A 19097-nucleotide genomic window follows, 5' to 3' on the forward strand; every position below is an offset into this window, starting at 1 on the left:
ATGCCCATCGTGAACCGCGTCGCCGACCTTCAACCCGATATTCAGGCCTGGCGCCGGGACATCCACGAGCATCCCGAGCTGCTGTACGATGTTCATCGCACTGCAGCATTCGTCGCGGACCGGTTGCGCGAGTTCGGTTGCGACGAGGTCGTCACCGGGCTCGGCCAGACCGGCGTGGTCGGCGTGATCAAGGGCAACAAGCCGGCTGGCGAGGGGCTCAAGACCATCGGCCTGCGCGCCGACATGGATGCGCTGCCGGTCGAGGAGCAGACCAACCTGCCTTACGCCTCCAAGACCCCGGGCAAGATGCACGCCTGCGGCCATGACGGCCACACCGCGATGCTGCTCGGGGCCGCCCGCTACCTCGCCGAAACCCGCAATTTCGCCGGCGATGCGGTCGTGATCTTCCAGCCCGCCGAGGAGGGCGGCGCCGGTGGCGCGGCCATGGTCAAGGACGGCCTGATGGAGCGCTTCGGCATCGAGCAGGTCTACGGCATGCACAATTGCCCCGGTATTCCGATCGGCTCGTTCGCGATCCGGCCGGGCCCGATCATGGCGGCGACCGACGAGGTCGATATCATGATCGAGGGCCTCGGCGGTCATGCCGCGCGTCCGCACAAATGCATCGATTCCGTCCTGGTCGGCGCGCAGGTGATCACCGCGCTGCAGTCGATCGTCGCGCGCAGCGTCGATCCGCTGGAATCGGCGGTGATCTCGATCTGCGAATTCCACGCCGGCAACGCCCGCAACGTCATTCCGCAGACCGCGACGCTGAAGGGCACCATCCGCACGCTCTCGCCCGAGGTGCGCAAGCTGGTCGAGAAGCGCGTGCATGAGGTGGTGGCGGGCGTCGCGCAGATCACCGGCGCGAAGATCGACCTGCGCTACCAGCGCAACTATCCCGTCGTGAACAATCACGCCGCGGAGACCGAGGTGGCGCGGCGCATTGCAAAGCAGGTTGCCGGCGATGCCAACGTGCACGAGATGCCGCCGCTGATGGGCGGCGAGGATTTCGCCTATATGCTGGAAGCACGCCCCGGCGCCTTCATCTTCTGCGGCAACGGCGACAGCGCCGGCCTGCATCACCCCGCCTACAATTTCAACGACGAGGCGATCGTGTTCGGCACGTCCTACTGGGTCAAGCTGGTCGAGGAATCGCTCGCGGCGTCGTAACGCCGAGCTTCAAGCGCAAATGAAAAGGGCCCGTGCATCGCACGGGCCCTTTGTCTTTGAGGAGCGTGATTGCTCAGAAGATCCGCGAGAAGATCACGTAGAGCGTGGCCGACAGCATGATCGCGCAGGGCAGCGTCAACACCCAGGCCATCAGCAGATTGCGGATGGTCGCCATTTGCAGGCCCGAGCCGTTCGCGGCCATGGTGCCGGCGACGCCGGACGACAGCACGTGGGTGGTGGAGACCGGCAGGCCGAACACGTCGGCGGCGCCGATCGTAGCGGCGGCCACCAGCTCGGCCGAGGCGCCTTGCGCGTAGGTCAGATGGCTCTTGCCGATCTTCTCGCCGACCGTGATGACGATGCGCTTCCAGCCGATCATGGTGCCGAGGCCGAGAGCGATGGCGACGGCGACCTTCACCCAGGTCGGGATGAACTTCGTGGCGCTGTCGAGCCCGCCCTTGTAGGCGTTCAAGGTCGCGACCTCTTCCTTGTTGAGGTCGTTTTCCTTGTCCTTCATCAGGAAGCGGATCGCTTCCGAGGTCAGGTACATGTCGTTACGGGTGTTGCCGACCACTTCCGCCGGCACCTTGTTGAGCGAGCCGTATTTCGCGACCTGGTCGCCGACATCCTTCACCAGCACCGACAGCGAGGGGTAGGTGCCTTCGCTGATGTGGTGCGAGGTGATGTACTGCGTCACCGCAGGACGGGGATCGCCGATGATCGAGTGACCGGCACCCTTGGCCGCGATCACCTTGGAAGCAGCATCCGAGACCTTCTGGAACTGGGCGACCTGGGATTCCGGCAGCGCGCGGTTGAGCGCGTAGGCGGTCGGCACGGTGCCGATCAGGATCAGCATGATCAGGCCCATGCCCTTCTGACCGTCGTTCGAGCCGTGCGCGAAGCTGACGCCGGTGCAGGTCGCGATCAAGAGGCCGCGGATCCAGAGCGGCGGCGCCTTGTTGCCCTCGGGCGCGGCATACAGGGCCGGATTGCGCACGACGAACTTGAGCAGCAGCAGCAGCGTCGCGGCGCAGATGAAGCCGAACAGCGGCGACAGCAGCAGCGCGTAGCCGATCTCGGTCGCCTTGGTCCAGTCCACGCCCGAGGTGCCGTCGCGGCCGCGCATGACGGCGTTGGCGACGCCGACGCCGATGATCGAGCCGATCAGCGTGTGCGACGAGGAGGCGGGCAGGCCGAAGAACCAGGTGCCGAGATTCCACAGGATCGCGGCGATCAGCAACGCGAACACCATCGCGAAGCCGGCGCTGGAGCCGACCTGCAGGATCAGCTCGACCGGCAGCAGCGAGACGATGCCGAAGGCGACCGCGCCGGAGGACATGAGCACGCCGAGGAAGTTGAAGAAGCCCGACCACATCACCGCGACTTCGGCCGGCAGCGAATGGGTGTAGATCACGGTCGCCACCGCATTGGCGGTGTCGTGGAAGCCGTTGACGAATTCGAAGCCGAGCGCGATCAGCAGCGCGACGAACAACAGGATGTAGGGCAGGTAGCTCGTCACGCGCGCGCCGGTCGCGTTGACGTCGACATAGATGCTGTAGGCGACGAACAGCAGGCCCGCGGCGAGGATGCCGAAGAACAGGATCATCGTCAGCGGATTGAAGCCCTTGTCGAGATTTGGCCGCGAGGCCGGCTGGATCGGCGCGGGATCGGCTACCGCGCGGTCGAATGCTACATCGGTCATGTCTGGACGCCCCTTAACTTTGAAGTAAGGGTATTGTCCGCGATGGATTTGAAGGCTGGATGACAAGCGGCGGTTGAAAACCGTTTTCCTGCCAGTATTTAGGCGGCCCGCGCGGCTCTCTTCTGCAAGCCGGCAGCGATCTTCAAATCGTCGACAAAGCGCTGATATTCCCGCACCTTGGCTTCCGGATCGGGCAGCCGCAGCAGATAGGACGGGTGCACCGTCACCAGCGCTTTGCGTCCGTCGGGAAGGTCGATGAGCCGGCCGCGGGTCTTGCCGATGGGGGTGATCTTGCCGAACACGCTTTGCGCGGCGGTGGCACCCATCGCCACGATTAGATCAGGCTGAATTGCCAAGACTTCCCGCTCATACCATTGCCGGCAGGCCCGGATCTCCGGCGTATTCGGCTTCTGATGCAGGCGGATCTTTCCGCGCGGCACGAATTTGAAGTGCTTCACCGCATTGGTGACATAGACCTTCTTGCGATCGACACCGGCCTCCTCCAGCGCACGGTCGAGCATCTGGCCGGCCGGACCGACGAACGGATGGCCGGCGAGATCTTCCTTGTCGCCGGGCTGCTCGCCGACCAGCATGATGTTTGCCGACTTAGGGCCTTCGCCGAACACGGTCTGGGTCGCGTCCTTGTAGAGATGGCAGGCGCGGCAATGCGCGGCTTCCTCGCGGAGCGCTTCGAGATCGTTGGCAGCTGGCTTGCGTTTCATCGGAGCCTCCGGCCGCTTCTGAGGCTTGTGCGGCTCGGTTGCGGCATTGGCGATCATGGCGCCGGTCATGCGTTCGGCGTCCTCGATCAAGGGCTTAATGATCGAAGCCTCGGGCAGGTTCCTCCAATATTTCTTCGGCATCTCGGCCTGCATCGCCTTCACCTTGAGCCGGGCTGGATTGAAGATGCTGGCGTAATAGCGTCGCCAGGTTTCCTCCAGCCGGTCTTCGCCCGGCGCTTCGCTCTTGCTGACGCCCGGCGTGAACGCGAGCGCGTGGCCGTCCCAATGTGCGCAGAGGTCCGGCGTTAGGATCGACCAGGGCATGTCGGCAAAGCGTTTTGCGAAGAATGGGGCTGCAAGCTCGACGATGTGATGCTCCGGCTCGAACCAGGCGACGTAATGCGCTGCGCGCTCGCGTCCGACCTCGCGGAAGCGGACGAAGGCGTGCATCTTGTGCTCGTCGCGATGGACCGCTCGCGCCATCGCCGTGACTTGCGCGACGTCAGGGTCGGTCGCGACCTCGATGAGGTCGTGGTTGTCCTTCAGCCGAAACAGTAGGCGATAGAGGATCGCAAAGCGCTTGATATCGCGGTGCAGGATTGCAGCCTGGGCGAGTTCGACAAATTTTGCGGAGACATTGAAGGTGCCGTCGTTCACCTCGAGGATCGGAGACGGCGCTTGCGGCGCGAACAAATCGGCTTCGCCGCCCCGCACGGTCCAGGTGACATCGGTGGGCTGCACATGATGAAGCACGAGGCTGCGCGCGGCTTTGCGCCAGCCGTCGAAATCGGTTTCGTTGTCGAGGGTGATGTACTGCATCAGAAGCCAAATCCCAATTGAGTTGCTTTCGGCTTGAAGCGCTCGATCAGCCCGGCGGCATCGAGACGATGCGGCGAGGGGCGGTGATCGCTGAGGACGATGAATGGCAGGGCCTTGTGCTTGGGCACGTGCAGCCGCGCGAGATCGGAGAGACGGATCGTGGTGGTGCGCCGCGTCGTAATGATGCGCTCGACCGTTTTGGTGCCGAAGCCCGGCACGCGCAGCAGCTCCTCGCGGCTGGCGCGGTTGACGTCGAGCGGGAAGCGGTCGCGATGGCGCAGCGCCCAGGCGAGTTTTGGATCGATGTCGAGCGGCAGCATCGCGCTGTCGTCGACGATCTCCGCAACGTCGAAACCGTAGAACCGCATCAGCCAGTCGGCCTGGTAGAGCCGGTGCTCGCGCAGCAGCGGCGGCTGCACCAGAGGCAAGGCGCGGCTGGCGTCGGGGATCGGGCTGAAGGCGGAGTAGTAGACGCGCCGCAGGCGGTAGGCGCCGTAGAGATTGGCGCTGGTGTGGAGAATGGTGTGGTCGGAGGCAGCATCAGCGCCGACGATCATCTGCGTGCTTTGGCCCGCCGGCGCGAAGCGCTGCGGCTTCGCCCTGGTCTTCGCACTGCGGCCTTCCTCGGCCTCGTCGAGCTTCAGCCGCAGCCGGCCCATGGTACGGCGGATCGCGCGCACGTCCTTCTCCGGCGCGAATTGCTGCAGGCTCGTCTCCTCGGGCATCTCGATGTTGATGGAGAGACGATCGGCATATTTGCCGGCTTCCGCGATCAGCGCATCGTCGGCCTCGGGAATGGTCTTGAGATGAATATAGCCGCGGAAGTGATGCTCCTCGCGCAGCTTTCGCGCGACGCTCACCACCTGCTCCATAGTGTAGTCGGGGCTGCGGATGATGCCGGAGGAGAGAAACAGGCCCTCGATGTAGTTGCGACGGTAGAAGTCGAGCGTGAGCTTGACCAATTCGTCGACGGTGAAGCGGGCGCGCGGCACGTTCGAGGAGGCGCGGTTGACGCAATAGAGGCAATCGTAATTGCAGGCGTTGGTCAGCAGCACCTTGAGCAGCGAGATGCAGCGTCCATCCGGCGCGTAGGAATGGCAGATGCCCATGCCGGGCGCGGTCGAACCCATGCCCTTGCCGTCGCTGGAATCCCGCTTCTCGGTGCCGCTGGAGGCGCAGGACGCGTCGTATTTGGCGGCGTCAGCCAGGATTTCCAGCTTGCGTTGTACGTCCATCTTGGAATCCCTTTGATTCAGCTCATGAATCCGCTTGCGCGCCAATTCGATTGACTCTCTACGCGCCGTTAGCTTTATATTAGAACATATCATGAACAAATGAGCCAGCCGCTGGTTCTCTTTTTGAGAGCCATCGGCAATCACCTCTGAAGGAGCGGCGAGCATGAGCGGCGCACGTCAAAGCGCGCTTGCGACCTTGCGCGGCCAGATCGAGCGTATCGAGACGGCGACGGTCGTGCATCCGCACGATCGCATCGCACTCGGTCATAGCGAAGCCGACAACGCGCTGAAGGGCGGGCTCGCGCGCGCGGCGATCCACGAGGTGTTTTGTGAGGGACGGCAGGGGACGGCCGCGACCGGCTTCGTCATGGGGCTTGCCGGGCGCGTCTCGGCGCAGCGGCCGTTGCTGTGGGTACGGCAGGATTTCTTGGAGATAGAGGCAGGCGCGCTGTCGATGAGCGGGCTCGCCGAGCTCGGCCTCGATCCGCGCCGCGTGGTGATGGTGCGCGCCGCCGATGTCGAGAGCGCGCTGCGTACCTCGGCCGATGCGCTCGCTTGCGATGCGCTCGGCGCCGTCGTGCTCGAGTTCTGGGGCGAGACCAGGCAGTTCGATCTCGTGGCGAGCCGCAAGCTGACGCTGGCCGCGCAAGGCTCCGGCGTCACCGGCCTGATGCTGCGGATGGCGGCGCAGCCGCTGCCTTCGACCGCGGAGACACGGTGGATGCTGCGCGCGGCGCATTCGCCGCCGGGATCGGTGTGGGACGCATGGGGCGCGCCGCGCTTCGATGCCGAACTCTTGCGTAATCGTCATGGCCCCTGCGGCCGGTGGATCATGGAATGGAATTGTGATGAGTGCCAGTTCAGTGAACCGTCGACGTATTCTCAGCCTGTGGCTGCCGCGCCTGCCCATCGACCGGATCCAGCGTTTCTTCAACAGCGCCGGGCTGGGTAAAACCAATAATGAGCCGAGCATCGTCGTCATCAAGGACAACAATGCGCTGGTGATCCATGCGCTGGACGAGGCTGCCGAGCGCCTCGGCCTGTACATCGGTCAGCCGCTGGCCAATGCGCGGGCGATGTGCCCGGACCTGAAAGTGTTCGATGCCGATGTCGCGGCCGATGCGAAGACGCTTAGCGACATCGCCGATTGGTGCGACCGCTTCACGCCGCTGGTCGCGCTCGACCCGCCGCATGGGCTGTTCCTCGACATCACCGGCTGTGCGCATCTGTTCGGCGGCGAGGCTGCGTTGCTGCAAGCGCTGGTTCGGGCGCTCGGCCGACAAGGCTTTGCCGTCAGCGCGGCAATCGCCGGCACCTCGGTCTGCGCGCGCACGCTGACGCGGCAGGCCACGGGCACCATCGTTGCCGATGGCGAAGAGGCGAGGGCGATCAGCCGGTTTCCGGTGTCCGCGCTCGGTGCGGACGAAGCCATCACCACCGGTCTGCGCCGCGCCGGCCTCAAGACCATCGGTGATGTCGCCGCGCGCTCGCCGAGCGAGATTACGGCGCGGTTCGGGGCGCGGTTCTCCACGCTGCTCGCGCATGCGCTGGGGCAGGGCGATGCGCCGATCAACCCGCGCAAACCGCTGCCTGATTACATCGTGGAGAAGCGTTTCGCCGAGCCGATCGCGACCGACACCATGATCGCAATGACGCTGTCGCGGCTCGCCGATACGCTGATCGCGTCGATGGAGAAGCAGGGCAAGGGCGCGCGCCGGCTGGAAGCCGCGTTCTTCCGCACCGACGGCGTGGTGCGCGCGATCATGGTCGAGACCGGACGTCCGGTGACGCGAAGCGCGGTGATCGACCGGCTGTTTCGCGAGCGCCTCGACGCGCTCGCCGATCCGCTGGATCCCGGTTTCGGCTTCGACATGGTTCGGCTGTCGGCGAGCCGGACCGAGATCGTGGTGCAGGAGCAGCGCGATCTCGACGCCCATGTCCACGACAATGACGAGCTTGCCGCGCTGATCGACCGCATCGCCGCGCGCATCGGCGGAAAGCGCGTCGTCGTGCACCTGCCTGAGGATACCCATATCCCCGAATGCGCTGTGATGGCCGCGCCGGCGCAGCATCATCTCGCCGCCGCCATGCAGGCCGAATGGCCGGCACGGACCGAAAGCGAGCCGCCGCTGCGTCCCTTAAGGCTGTTCGACAAGCCGGAGCCGATCAAGGTGCCGTTCGCGGCCGTGCCGGATGGTCCGCCGCATCAGTTCACCTGGCGCCGCGCGCTGCATGCCGTGGTGCGGGTGGAAGGACCCGAGCGTATCGCGATGGAATGGTGGCGGCAGGACGGCAAGCAGCTGACGCGGGATTACTTTCGCATCGAGGACGCCGAGGGCCTGCGCTTCTGGATTTTTCGCGACGGACTTTACGAGGGGGAGGTGTTCGACGGCGACGGTGAGCCTGCTTCTCCCGGCTGGTATGTGCACGGTCTTTTCGCATGAATACGCCAGCCTATGCCGAGATCGGCATCACCACGAACTTCTCCTTTCTGCGCGGCGGCTCGGATCCGCGTGCCTATGTGCATCAGGCGAGCAAGCTCGGCATTCCCGCGATCGGAATCGCCGACCACAACACGCTCGCCGGCGTGGTGCGGGCCTGGAATGAGCTCGACAATGACAAGGTGTTGCACAAGCCGAAACTGCTGATCGGTGCGCGCATCGTCTTCATCGACGGCACGCCCGACATTTTTGTCTACCCGCGCGACCGCGCCGCCTATGGCCGGCTGTGCCAGCTCCTGACCAAAGGCAAGCGCGGCGACGACATCACGCGGATCGAGAAGGGCGAGTGCCGTCTCACCTTCGCCGATCTCCTGGAATTTTCGGAAGGCCAGCTCCTGGTCCTGACGTTGCCGTATCGCTTCGAGCCGGCGCAGGCGCTGGATGTGCTTGCAAAGCTAAAGGCGAGCCGCGCCGAAGGCGTGTGGCTGGCCGCGAGCTTGATCTATCGCGGCGACGACCGGCGCCGCCTGGCACGGCTCGATGACCTCGCCGCCGAAGCAAAAGTGCCGCTGCTCGCGACCAACGAGGTGCTTTATCACGATCCCGGTCGCCGTCCGCTTCAGGACGTGCTGACCTGCATCCGGGAAAAGACCACGATCGAGGCAGTCGGACGGAAGCTGGAAGCCAATGCCGAGCGGTTTCTGAAGACGCCCAGGGAGATGGCGCGGCTGTTCCGCGATATCCCCGAGGCGATCGCGGAGACCATGCGTTTTGCGGGGAAGATCGACTTCTCGCTCGACCAGCTCAAATACCAGTATCCGGACGAGCCGGTGCCGCCGGGCAAGACCGCGCAAGGGCATCTGGAGGATTTGACCTGGGCGGGCGTCGATAAATATTTTGGAGGTAAGATCGACGACAAGCTGCGCGCGACGTTGAACAAAGAGCTCGCGCTGATCGCCGAGCTGAAATACGCACATTATTTCCTCACCGTGCACGACATCGTGCACTACGCGCGCAGCCAGAACATTCTGTGCCAAGGTCGGGGATCGGCGGCGAATTCGGCGGTGTGCTACGTGCTTGGCATCACCTCGGTCGATCCGACCAAGGTCGATTTGCTGTTCGAGCGCTTCATCTCCAAGGAGCGGCTGGAGCCGCCCGACATCGACGTCGATTTCGAGCATTCGCGGCGCGAGGAGGTGATGCAATATGTCTATCGCCGCTACGGCCGCCATCGTGCCGCGATCATCGCAACGGTCATCCACTATCGCCCGCGCAGCGCCATCCGCGACGTCGGCAAGGCGCTGGGCCTGACCGAGGACGTCACTGCCGCGCTCGCCGACACCGTCTGGGGCAGCTGGGGCAAGGGTCTCAACGACATGCAGGTCAGGCAGGCCGGGCTCGATCCACAAAATCCCATGATCAACCTTGCTGTCGAGCTTGCGACCGAGCTGATCGAATTCCCCCGCCATCTGTCCCAGCACGTCGGCGGCTATGTGCTGACCCAGGACCGGCTCGACACCTATGTCCCGATCGGCAACGCGGCGATGGACGACCGCACCTTCATCGAATGGGACAAGGACGACGTCGACGCGCTCAACATGATGAAGGTCGACGTGCTCGCGCTGGGCATGCTGACCTGCATCCGGAAATGTTTTGATCTGATCGCAGACCACAAAGGCGAGCGTTTTGTGCTGGCGAGCGTTCCACAGGACGACCCCAAGGTTTACGACATGCTGTGTGACGGGGAATCGCTCGGCGTGTTCCAGGTCGAGAGCCGCGCCCAGATGAACATGCTGCCGCGCCTGAAGCCGCGGACCTTCTACGATCTCGTCATCGAAGTTGCCATCGTGCGCCCGGGTCCGATCCAGGGCGACATGGTACATCCGTATTTGCGGCGGCGGAACGGGCTTGAGAAAGTGACCTATCCCTCGCCATCGCCCGAGCATGGCCCCGCGGACGAGCTCTACAAGGTGCTGCACAAGACGAAGGGTGTGCCTCTGTTCCAGGAGCAGGCCATGCGCATCGCGATCGAGGCGGCAAAATTCACGTCCGAGGAAGCCAACGGCCTGCGCCGCTCGATGGCGACCTTCCGCAATGTCGGCACCATTGGCCAATACGAGGAGAAGCTGATCGGCAATATGGTCGCGCGCGGCTACGATGCCAACTTTGCCAGAAGCTGCTTTGACCAGATCAAGGGCTTTGGCTCCTACGGCTTCCCGGAGAGCCACGCCGCGAGCTTCGCCCAGCTGGTCTACATCTCGTCATGGCTGAAATATCATCACCCCGACGCCTTCTGCTGTGGCCTCCTGAACTCGCAGCCGATGGGCTTTTATGCGCCGGCACAGATCGTCAGCGATGCCCGCAAGAACGGCGTCGAGGTGCGCGATATCGACGTGTCCTATAGTTTTGCGCAGAACACGCTGGAGAATACTGACGGCAGGTATTGTGCCGTCCGCCTTGGCTTTCGCCAGATCGACGGCTTCCATTGGCTCGATCCCGATGAGGAGGTCCTCAAGAAGGAGCAGGCGAAGCGGCAAGGCAAAGTCTACGTCACTCAGGAGGACTGGGCCGACCGCATCATCGCCGCCCGCAACCGCCGCCCCTTCACCTCGCTGGAGGATTTCGCCCGCGACACCGGCCTACCCAAGCGCGCGCTGATCCTGCTGGCCGATGCCGACGCGTTTCGCTCGCTCGGGCTCGACCGTCGCGAGGCGCTGTGGCAGGTGCGGCGGCTGCCCGACGACGTGCCGCTGCCGCTGTTCGAGGCGGCGACCGCGCGCGAGCAGCCGGACGAGCACGCGCAACCGCTGCCGGTGATGCCGCGTTCCGAGCAGGTGGTCGCGGACTACCAGACCATCCGGCTATCGCTGAAGGGGCACCCGATGGAATTCTTGCGCGAGATGTTTTCGCGCGAGCGCGTCGTCGCCTGCAAGGATGTCAGCCACGAGAACGAGCGCCGGCGCGTCCGCTGCGCCGGCGTGGTGCTGGTGCGGCAACGGCCGGGCAGCGCCAGCGGCGTCGTGTTCATGACGCTGGAGGACGAAACCGGCATCGCCAATGTCGTGGTGTGGCCCAAGATCATGGAGCAGTACCGGAAAGAGGTGATGGGCGCGCGCCTCATCCTGGTCGAAGGCTATATCCAGAGCAGCCCCGAGAAGGTGACGCATCTCATCGCCCAGCGCATGATCGATCGCTCGCACGATCTGGTCGGCCTCGCCAACGACGCCCTGAGCCGCAAGCATCCGGTGCCGGCAGGTGCCACCGTGGTCGAGCCGCTTAACGAAGACTCTCGCGCCCTCGCGGACATGCCGGCGCAGAAAATCCGCCACCCCCGCAACGTCCGCATCCTGCCGCCATCGCGGGATTTTCATTGAGGGGTGGCGCGGAGTGCTGCCACGTACGGCTGCCGTAGGGTGGGCAAAGGCGCGCCTAAGCGCCGTGCCCACCTCCTTATTGCGGCTCGTCGCGAAGACGTGGGCACGCTTCCGCCTTCGCTCTTCGAGCTACGGCGGACAACTCGCTTTGCCCAGCCTACGAGTTTCACGCTCGCAATGACGAATCTGTTGAAGTAGCGTGCCCCACGCTCAGCCGTCATACCCCGCGAAAGCGGGGTATCCAGTACGCCGCGGCTTCTCGGCTCTAGCCGCGCCGTCTCAGGAATACTGGATCGCCCGATCAAGTCGGGCGATGACAGTGCGCCCTTCTAGAAATTCACCCGGTTCGAGATCGCGCCGTCCACGACGAGATTCGACCCCGTCGTGAACCCCGACACCGGGCTTGCCAGAAACACCGCGGCGCTCGCGATTTCCTGCGGCGTTGCCATCCGGCCGGTCGGATTGCGCTTCATCGCGTCGTTGTAACGCTCGGGCATGTTCTTCTCGACCACCTCCCAGACGCCGCCCTTGAAATAGACGGTGCCGGGCGACACCACATTCACGCGAATCTTCTTCTTCGCATATTGCCGCGCCAGTCCCTTGGCCATGTGGATCAGCGCCGCCTTGATCGGGCCGTAGGAGCTGGCCGTGTCCGCCTGCGCCGCCGAGATCGAGGAGATGATGACGAAGGCGGCGTCGCCGCTCTTCTCGCCGCTCGTTTCGAGGAACGGCCGCGCGGCATCGAAGGCATGCACGGCGCCGAGCAGGTCGAGCTGGAAATTCTGCTGCCAGGATGCTGCATCGTGGCCCTGCGCCATCGCGCCGGCATTGGAGAACAGCATGTCGATGCCGCCGAGCTCTTTTGCGGCACCTTCGATCCAGGATTTCAGCGCCGCGCCGTCGGTCACGTCGACCGGGCCGCCGGTGGCGTTGACGCCCTTCGCCTTCAGCTCGGCAACGGTGGTCGCGACCTGATCGGCATTGCGCGCGCACACCGCGACATTGGTGCCTTCCCCGGCGAGCGTCTCCGCAATCGCCCGCCCGATGCCGCGCGTGCCACCGAGCACGATGGCGTTCTTGCCTTTGAGACCGAGATCCATTGTTGGGTTTCCTTTTTGTTGGTCGTGGAGAGTGTAGTCGCGTGCGCGGCATCGCCGCAAATCCCATTGTTCGACCGTCACCCTGAGGTGCCGGAGCGTAGCGGAGGCCTCGAAGAGCGACAGCCCGGCTGCCACCTCGGCCGTGCATCCTTCGAGGCTCGACTTGCGACGCGATGCATCGCAAGCCTCGCACCTCAGGATGACGGGATTAGCATTGGAGGACATGCCACCACTTTACGTCCTCACTCCGGCGCAGCGCCGACCGGCGGGCCGCCGGGCGGGCGGTGCAGGAAGGTCAGCGAGGCGTAGGCGCCGGCCCAGGAGCCGATCGCCGCGAAAGCGACATAGAACGCGTTTTCGGTGTAGCTGATCACGGCGTAGGAGGAGAGCATGTACCAGACCGCGCTCCAGTTCGCAGCTGACATGCGCTTGCGCGCGATTACAGCCGAGGTGAACATCACATAGACCGCGTCTGTGGCCGCCGTTGCGATGAACACGGCACCTGCGGTGAGAGGATCGATGGCGGCCATTGCATGTCCTTATATGCTAATAGGATGTTGAAAGCTAAAGGGAGAGAAGGGTCATGCAAAGCCCCGCCGACATTCTCAGGGATATCTGGACCTCCGCCGGCGGCGATGCGTCCGCGCTCGAACGTGTGCGCTTGACCGGAGAGGAGCCGCAGATTCCATCCTCCTTTCGTGTTGCTGTTGCCGGCCAAACCACGATTGCTGCGGCGGGCCTTGCAGCGGCCGAGATATGGAGACAACGCAGCGGCGAAACCCAAAACGTCTCCGTCGACATGCGCCACGCCGTCGCCGAATGTCGCTCCGAGCGCTATCTGCGCCTCGACGACAAGCCGCCACCGCCGGCCTGGGACGCGATCGCCGGCGTCTACAGGACCGGCGATGGCCGCTTCGTCCGCTGCCACACCAATTTCCCGCATCACCGCGACGCCGTCTGCAAGGTGCTCGGCTGCGAGGCGGAGCGCGACAAGGTGCAGGCCGCGCTGATGCAATGGAAGGGCGAGGATTTCGAGACTGCGGCTTACGCCGCGGGCGGCGTGGTCGCTCTGATGCGGAGCTACGACGAATGGTCGGCTCTGCCGCAGGCGCGCGCGCTCGCCGGGTTGCCGCTGCTCTCGATCGAGAAGATCGGCGAGGCCCCGCCAAAGCCGTGGCCAAAAGGCGATCGTCCGCTTGCGGGCCTGCGCGTGCTCGATCTCTCCCGCGTCATCGCGGGGCCCGTCGCCGGCCGCACGCTCGCTGCGCATGGTGCGGACGTTCTGCTGGTGTCAGGGCCGGAGCTGCTCTCCATTCCCTGGCTCACCATCGACACCGGCCGCGGCAAGCTCACCACGTTCGTCGAGTTGAAGGGCGAGACGGGCAGGGCGCAAATGCGCGAACTGTTGCGGAACGCTGACATCTTCTCGCAGGGCTATCGCCCGCGCGCGCTCGCCGCCCTCGGCTTCGCTCCCGAGGATGCAGCGCAGATCAATCCCGGCATCGTCTATGTGACGCTGTCGGCCTATGGCCACGCCAGCCCCTGGGCCGAGCGGCGCGGCTTCGATTCCCTCGTGCAGACCACGACCGGATTCAATCATGCCGAGGGACGTGCTGCCGGTCTCGATGGTCCCAAGGAATTGCCGGCACAGATGCTCGATCACGCCACCGGCTATCTGATGGCGTTCGGTGCGATGATGGCCAAGGCGCGTCAGGCGCGCGAAGGCGGCAGCTGGCACGTGCGGGTGTCGCTGGCGCAGACCGGGCGCTGGCTTTGGGATCTCGGCCGGCTCGATGGCGGACTGAACACCCCGGATCTTACGGGCGAAGCCGTACATACTGCGTTCATCGAGAACATGCCATCTGGCTTCGGCATGTTGAAGGCGGTGCGCCATGCGGCGATGCTGTCGAAGACGCCGGCGCAATGGAGCCGCCCGGCAATGCCGCTCGGCAGTCATCCGGCACAGTGGCCGGCGCGAAGCTGACGTGAAGCTGACATGTCGCGAAATTTTAACGCAAACCGAAAGGCGCGCAGCGTTTTTTAGGTTGTTTGGAATTGCAATTCGGCACTATTAGCGCAACCGATAAGGCAGGCATCTGCCGAGATCGTCGCAGACACGACCGGGCTCCATGGTAGTTGAAAATACCAAGCGATTGCAGGTGTTTACAAAACAACGGGTGGTCACATCCGTAGTTTTACTAGCTCTTGCCGGCGTTGGGGCCTACGGCTTTCGCTACGTCGGCGCCAAAGAAAAGAAGCACTCCGAGATCTCCAGCCAGTCGCGCAAGAATGCGCAGAATTTCACGCCGACGCCGTCGGAATGGGCGACGCTGACGATCGAGCCGGTCAAGGCCAAGGCCTTCCGCGCCGAATATGTCACCGAAGGCAAGGTCGCCGTCGACGAGGACCGCTCGACACCGGTGTTCTCGCCCTATGCCGGCCGCGTCACCAAGCTGCTGGCCAAGCCGGGTGAGATGCTGAAGCAGGGCCAACCGCTGTTCACGATCGAGGCCGCCGACACCGTGCAGGCCCAGAACGATTTTATCGCGGCGATGACCTCGCAGAACAAGGCGAAGTCGGCGCTCGAGCTCTCCGACATCCAGTTCAAGCGCGCCAAGGACCTCTATGAGGGCCATGCCATTCCGCTGAAGGATTATCAGCAGGCCGAAGCGACCCAGGTTCAGGCGCGCAACGACATGCGCTCGTCGGAGACTGCGCTGGAAGCCGCGCGCAACAAGCTGCGCATCCTCGGCTTCACCGACGAGACCATCAAGGCGTTCCAGGACAAGGGCGTGATCAATCGGGAAGTCACGATCTATTCGCCGATCGCCGGCACGGTCGTGCAGCGCAAGATCGGCCCGGGCCAGTACGTCAATTCCGGCGCCAGCGATCCGGTCTTCGTGGTCGGCGATCTCTCCACGGTCTGGCTCACCGCCTTCGTGCGCGAGAGCGATGCGGCCGCGATCTGCATCGGGCAGGACATCACGGTCAACGTGATGGCGCTGCCGGGCCGCCCCCTGACCGCCAAGATCAATTACGTCGCTGCCGCGATCGACCCCAACACCCGCCGCCTGCAGGTTCGCGCCACCATCGACAACAAGGACGGGCTGCTCAAGCCCGAGATGTTCGCCAACGTCACGATCTATTCGGCCGGCGATCGCGCAGCGCCCGCGGTGCCGAAGCAGGCGTTGATCTACGAGGCCGACAAGGTCCGCATCTGGGTCGCGCGCGAGGACAAGTCGGTCGAGCTGCGCCAGATCAAGATCGGCCTCATCAACGGCAACCTCGTCGAGGTCACCAGCAACCTGAAACCTGGCGAGCAGATCGTCACCAAGGGCAGCCTGTTCATCGACCGCGCGGCGTCCGGCAGCTGATCGACGACCCAAAAAATTGCAGACAAACTGAAGCTTGAATGGATCGTCTCGTCGCCCTTGCCGTCAACCGGCGCTTCCTGATGGTCGGGATGTTCGTCGCCGTGCTGATCGGCGGCGTCATCGCCTTCAACCAGCTCAACATCGAGGCCTATCCCGATCCGACCCCGCCGATGGTCGACATCGTGACGCAGAGCCCGGGGCTGTCGGCGGAGGAGATCGAGCGCTATATCACGATCCCGATCGAGACCCAGGTCGCAGGCCTGAAGAACATCACGACCATCCGCACCATCTCGCTCTATGGTCTCTCCGACGTCAAAATCCAATTCTCCTTCGCCTATACTTACGAAGAGGCGTTGCAGCAGGTGCTGAACCGCCTGGCGCAGCTGGCGCCGCTGCCGGGCAACGTGCAGCCGCAGATCTCGCCGCTCAGCCCGATCGGCGAGATCTTCCGCTACCGTCTCGTGGGTCCGCCGAACTACAGCGTGCTCGATCTCAAGACCATCCAGGACTGGATCCTGCAGCGCCGCTTCCGCGCCGTGCCGGGGGTCATCGACGTCACGGGGTGGGGCGGCAAGAGCAAGACCTATGAGCTCCAGGTCGACTTCAACAAGCTGGTCGCCAACGGTCTGACGCTGCCGCAATTGCTCCAGGCGGTCGGCAATTCCAACGTCAATGTCGGCGGCAACACCGTGAATATCGGCCAGCAATCGGCCGTGGTGCGCGGCGTCGGCCTGATCCGCTCGATCGACGATCTCGCCAATACCATGGTGGCGCAGACCGGCGGCAATCCGGTGCTGGTCAAGGACGTCGCCACCGTCACCGTCGGTCAGAAGCCGCGCCTCGGCATTGCCGGACTCGACGAGTCCGACGACATCGTGCAGGGCATCGTCCTGATGCGCCGCGGCGAGCAGAGCTCGCCGACCATCAAGCGGGTCCATCAGCTCGTTCAGCAGATCAACAATTCCAGCATCCTGCCGCCCGGCGTGCGCATCGAGCGCATCTACGACCGCGGCGATCTGATCGAGCTCACCACCCACACCGTGCTGCACAATATGGTGGTCGGCATTCTCTTGATCGTGCTGCTGCAGTGGATGTTCCTCGGCGATCTGCGCAGCGCGCTGATCGTCGGCGCCACCATTCCGTTCGCGCTGTTCTTCGCCGTCATCATCCTGGTGCTGCGCGGGGAATCGGCCAATTTGCTCTCGGTCGGCGCGATCGATTTCGGCCTGATCGTCGATGCCACCGTCATCATGGTGGAGGCGATCTTCCGCCGTCTGACCCAGACGACGCCGATGTCCGAGACCGAGCATATGTCCCATGAGACGCTGTTCGGCATGAAGAGCCACGCCATCCTCAGCGCGGCCGCCGACGTCTCGCGCTCGATCTTCTTCGCCGCGGCGATCATCATCGCGGCCTTCCTGCCGCTGTTCACGCTGTCCGGTGTCGAGGGCAACATCTTCGGGCCGATGGCCCGCACCTACGCCTATGCGCTGGCCGGCGGGCTGCTTGCGACCTTCACCGTCACGCCGGCGCTGTCCGCGATCATCCTGCCCGCGCATGTCGAGGAAACCGAGACCAGGGTGATGCGGATCCTGCACCGGTTGTACTCGCCGTTGCTGCGATGGGCGGTCGCCAACCGCAACATCGTGCTCGGCGGTGCGGTCGGCCTCGTGCTGATGACGGTGGCGCTCAGCCGGCTGCTCGGCCTCGAATTCCTGCCGAAGCTGGAAGAGGGCAATCTCTGGATTCGCGCCACGCTGCCGCCGACCATCTCGCTGCAGGAAGGCAACAGCTACGTCAACGAGATGCGCAAGGTGATCCGCGCCCGGCCCGAGGTCGAGTCCGTCGTGTCGCAGCACGGCCGTCCCGACGACGGCACGGACGCCGCCGGCTTCTTCAATGCCGAGTTCTTCGCGCCGCTCAAGCCGATCAGCCAGTGGCCCGGCACCCGCGACAAGGAAGAGCTGACCGCGCAATTGCTCAAGCAGCTCGACGATCGCTTCCCGGGCGTCGAGTTCAACTTCTCGCAATATCTCCAGGACAACGTCTCCGAGGCCGTGTCCGGCGTGAAGGGCGAGAACTCGATCAAGCTGTTCGGCAGCGACCTTCAGGCGCTCACCGACACCGCCAACAAGATCAAGTCGGTGCTGGCCACGGTGCAGGGCGTCACCGACCTTGCGGTGTTCACCTCGCTCGGGCAGCCGACCGTCCAGATCGACATCGACCGCGCCAAGGCCGCGCGCTACGGCCTTGCGCCGGGCGACATCAACGCCACGATCAAGGTCGCGATCGGCGGCGACACGGCGGGCGATCTCTACGAGTCCGGCTCCGATCGTCACTTCCCGATCATCGTCCGCCTCGCGCCGGAATACCGCCGCAGTGCCGAGGCGATCCAGAATTTGCGGATCGGCGCACCCGGGCCGAACGGCACCGTCACGCAGATTCCCCTGAGCGAGGTCGCCACCATCAGCCTCGTCTCGGGCGCGGCCTACATCTATCGCGAGCAGCAGGAACGCTATCTGCCGATCAAGTTCTCGGTGCGCGAGCGCGACCTCGGCAGTGCGATCCGCGAGGCGCAGCAGAAGATTGCCGAGCAGGTGCAGCTGCCGCCGGGCTCGCACATGGATTGGGTCGGCGAGTTCGGCAATCTCCAGGACGCGATCCGGCGGTTGTCGATCGTGGTGCCGATCTCGCTGGCGCTGATCGGCGTGCTGCTCTGGTTCAATTTCGGCTCGATGACCGACACGCTGCTCGCGATGAGCGTGATCCCGATGGCGATCTTCGGCGGCGTGCTGGGCCTGTTGATTACCGGCACTGCGTTCAGCGTCTCCGCAGCGATCGGGTTCATCGCGCTGTTCGGCATCGCCGTGATGGACGGCATCATCATTCTGTCGCAGTTCAACCAGCTCATCGAAGAGGGCATGGACCGCGCGAGCGCGGTGGTGCGCACCGGTGAGTTGCAGCTCCGGCCGGTGCTGATGACCTGCGTCGTCGCCGGCGTCGGGCTGCTGCCGGCAGCGCTGTCCGAGGGCATCGGCTCGCAGGTGCAGAAGCCGCTCGCGGTCGTCGTCGTCACCGGCATGATGCTGGCGCCGGTCGTGATCCTCGTGACCTTGCCGGTCCTGATCTCGTTCTTCTCGCGCCGCGCGCGCTGACC

Annotated in this window: 12 protein-coding genes; 7 read left to right on the forward strand and 5 right to left on the reverse strand. The window is 64.5% G+C overall.

Annotated features, from left to right (window positions below):
• Positions 1-1173: a M20 aminoacylase family protein gene (locus GGD67_RS15165; protein ID WP_179733986.1), complete on the forward strand. Its 1173-nt coding sequence runs from the start codon at positions 1-3 to the stop codon at positions 1171-1173.
• 73 nt (positions 1174-1246) lie between these two features.
• On the opposite strand, the gene GGD67_RS15170 is transcribed toward GGD67_RS15165, so the two are convergent.
• The 3 genes from GGD67_RS15170 to GGD67_RS15180 all read right to left on the reverse strand — a co-directional run bounded on the left by GGD67_RS15170 (position 1247) and on the right by GGD67_RS15180 (position 5651).
• On the reverse strand, positions 1247-2875 hold the full coding sequence (locus tag GGD67_RS15170) for an inorganic phosphate transporter (RefSeq protein WP_179733988.1): 1629 nt from the start codon (positions 2873-2875) through the stop codon (positions 1247-1249).
• Between the two features lie 98 nt (positions 2876-2973).
• A complete protein-coding gene (locus GGD67_RS15175) occupies positions 2974-4416 on the reverse strand; it encodes a UdgX family uracil-DNA binding protein (RefSeq protein ID WP_179733990.1) in 1443 nt (480 codons plus the stop codon).
• Positions 4416-5651, reverse strand: coding sequence for a putative DNA modification/repair radical SAM protein (locus GGD67_RS15180; RefSeq protein ID WP_179733992.1), 1236 nt, complete (start codon positions 5649-5651; stop codon positions 4416-4418). The genes GGD67_RS15175 and GGD67_RS15180 overlap by 1 nt, the downstream gene beginning before the upstream one ends.
• Before the next feature lie 163 nt (positions 5652-5814).
• Here GGD67_RS15180 and GGD67_RS15185 point away from each other — a divergent pair, with 163 nt between their 5' ends.
• Genes GGD67_RS15185 through GGD67_RS15195 form a run of 3 tightly spaced genes read left to right on the forward strand, consistent with a single transcriptional unit; the run spans position 5815 to position 11466 of the window.
• Positions 5815-6603: an ImuA family protein gene (locus GGD67_RS15185; protein WP_179733994.1), complete on the forward strand. Its 789-nt coding sequence runs from the start codon at positions 5815-5817 to the stop codon at positions 6601-6603.
• Complete coding sequence (locus GGD67_RS15190; RefSeq protein ID WP_018315717.1) at positions 6500-8095, forward strand: DNA polymerase Y family protein; 1596 nt, start codon at positions 6500-6502, stop codon at positions 8093-8095. Before GGD67_RS15185 ends, GGD67_RS15190 begins: the two co-directional genes overlap by 104 nt.
• The gene (locus GGD67_RS15195; RefSeq protein ID WP_179733996.1) at positions 8092-11466 is read left to right on the forward strand and encodes an error-prone DNA polymerase; all 3375 of its coding nucleotides are present in this window, start codon (positions 8092-8094) and stop codon (positions 11464-11466) included. Before GGD67_RS15190 ends, GGD67_RS15195 begins: the two co-directional genes overlap by 4 nt.
• Positions 11467-11795: 329 nt before the next feature.
• On the opposite strand, the gene GGD67_RS15200 is transcribed toward GGD67_RS15195, so the two are convergent.
• A complete protein-coding gene (locus tag GGD67_RS15200; RefSeq protein WP_179733998.1) occupies positions 11796-12566 on the reverse strand; it encodes an SDR family NAD(P)-dependent oxidoreductase in 771 nt (256 codons plus the stop codon).
• A gap of 242 nt (positions 12567-12808) precedes the next feature.
• Entirely contained in the window at positions 12809-13096 is a 288-nt protein-coding gene (locus tag GGD67_RS15205; protein ID WP_028146977.1) for a hypothetical protein, read from the reverse strand.
• Between the two features lie 53 nt (positions 13097-13149).
• Here GGD67_RS15205 and GGD67_RS15210 point away from each other — a divergent pair, with 53 nt between their 5' ends.
• The 3 genes from GGD67_RS15210 (at position 13150) to GGD67_RS15220 (ending at position 19095) form a co-directional block, all read left to right on the forward strand.
• Positions 13150-14550 carry a CoA transferase gene (locus GGD67_RS15210; protein ID WP_179734000.1) on the forward strand — a complete coding sequence of 467 codons (1401 nt, stop codon included), beginning with the start codon at positions 13150-13152 and terminating at the stop codon, positions 14548-14550.
• 145 nt (positions 14551-14695) lie between these two features.
• Positions 14696-15940, forward strand: a complete 1245-nt coding sequence (locus GGD67_RS15215) for an efflux RND transporter periplasmic adaptor subunit (RefSeq protein WP_018315722.1) — start codon at positions 14696-14698, stop codon at positions 15938-15940.
• Between the two features lie 38 nt (positions 15941-15978).
• On the forward strand, positions 15979-19095 hold the full coding sequence (locus GGD67_RS15220) for an efflux RND transporter permease subunit (RefSeq protein ID WP_179734002.1): 3117 nt from the start codon (positions 15979-15981) through the stop codon (positions 19093-19095).
• The last annotated feature ends 2 nt before the right edge of the window (positions 19096-19097 follow it).

It is taken from the genome of Bradyrhizobium sp. IAR9 (assembly GCF_013408065.1).
In the GTDB taxonomy this organism is placed as follows: domain Bacteria; phylum Pseudomonadota; class Alphaproteobacteria; order Rhizobiales; family Xanthobacteraceae; genus Bradyrhizobium.

What these genes read in the sequence shown, in the direction of transcription:
- GGD67_RS15195 (WP_179733996.1), top strand. Translation starts at nt 8,092, where the DNA reads ATGAATACGCCAGCCTATGCCGAGATCGGCATCACCACGAACTTCTCC.
- GGD67_RS15180 (WP_179733992.1), bottom strand. Translation starts at nt 5,651, where the DNA reads ATGGACGTACAACGCAAGCTGGAAATCCTGGCTGACGCCGCCAAATAC.
- GGD67_RS15190 (WP_018315717.1), top strand. Translation starts at nt 6,500, where the DNA reads ATGAGTGCCAGTTCAGTGAACCGTCGACGTATTCTCAGCCTGTGGCTG.
- GGD67_RS15220 (WP_179734002.1), top strand. Translation starts at nt 15,979, where the DNA reads ATGGATCGTCTCGTCGCCCTTGCCGTCAACCGGCGCTTCCTGATGGTC.
- GGD67_RS15165 (WP_179733986.1), top strand. Translation starts at nt 1, where the DNA reads ATGCCCATCGTGAACCGCGTCGCCGACCTTCAACCCGATATTCAGGCC.
- GGD67_RS15185 (WP_179733994.1), top strand. Translation starts at nt 5,815, where the DNA reads ATGAGCGGCGCACGTCAAAGCGCGCTTGCGACCTTGCGCGGCCAGATC.
- GGD67_RS15215 (WP_018315722.1), top strand. Translation starts at nt 14,696, where the DNA reads ATGGTAGTTGAAAATACCAAGCGATTGCAGGTGTTTACAAAACAACGG.
- GGD67_RS15175 (WP_179733990.1), bottom strand. Translation starts at nt 4,416, where the DNA reads ATGCAGTACATCACCCTCGACAACGAAACCGATTTCGACGGCTGGCGC.
- GGD67_RS15210 (WP_179734000.1), top strand. Translation starts at nt 13,150, where the DNA reads ATGCAAAGCCCCGCCGACATTCTCAGGGATATCTGGACCTCCGCCGGC.
- GGD67_RS15205 (WP_028146977.1), bottom strand. Translation starts at nt 13,096, where the DNA reads ATGGCCGCCATCGATCCTCTCACCGCAGGTGCCGTGTTCATCGCAACG.
- GGD67_RS15200 (WP_179733998.1), bottom strand. Translation starts at nt 12,566, where the DNA reads ATGGATCTCGGTCTCAAAGGCAAGAACGCCATCGTGCTCGGTGGCACG.
- GGD67_RS15170 (WP_179733988.1), bottom strand. Translation starts at nt 2,875, where the DNA reads ATGACCGATGTAGCATTCGACCGCGCGGTAGCCGATCCCGCGCCGATC.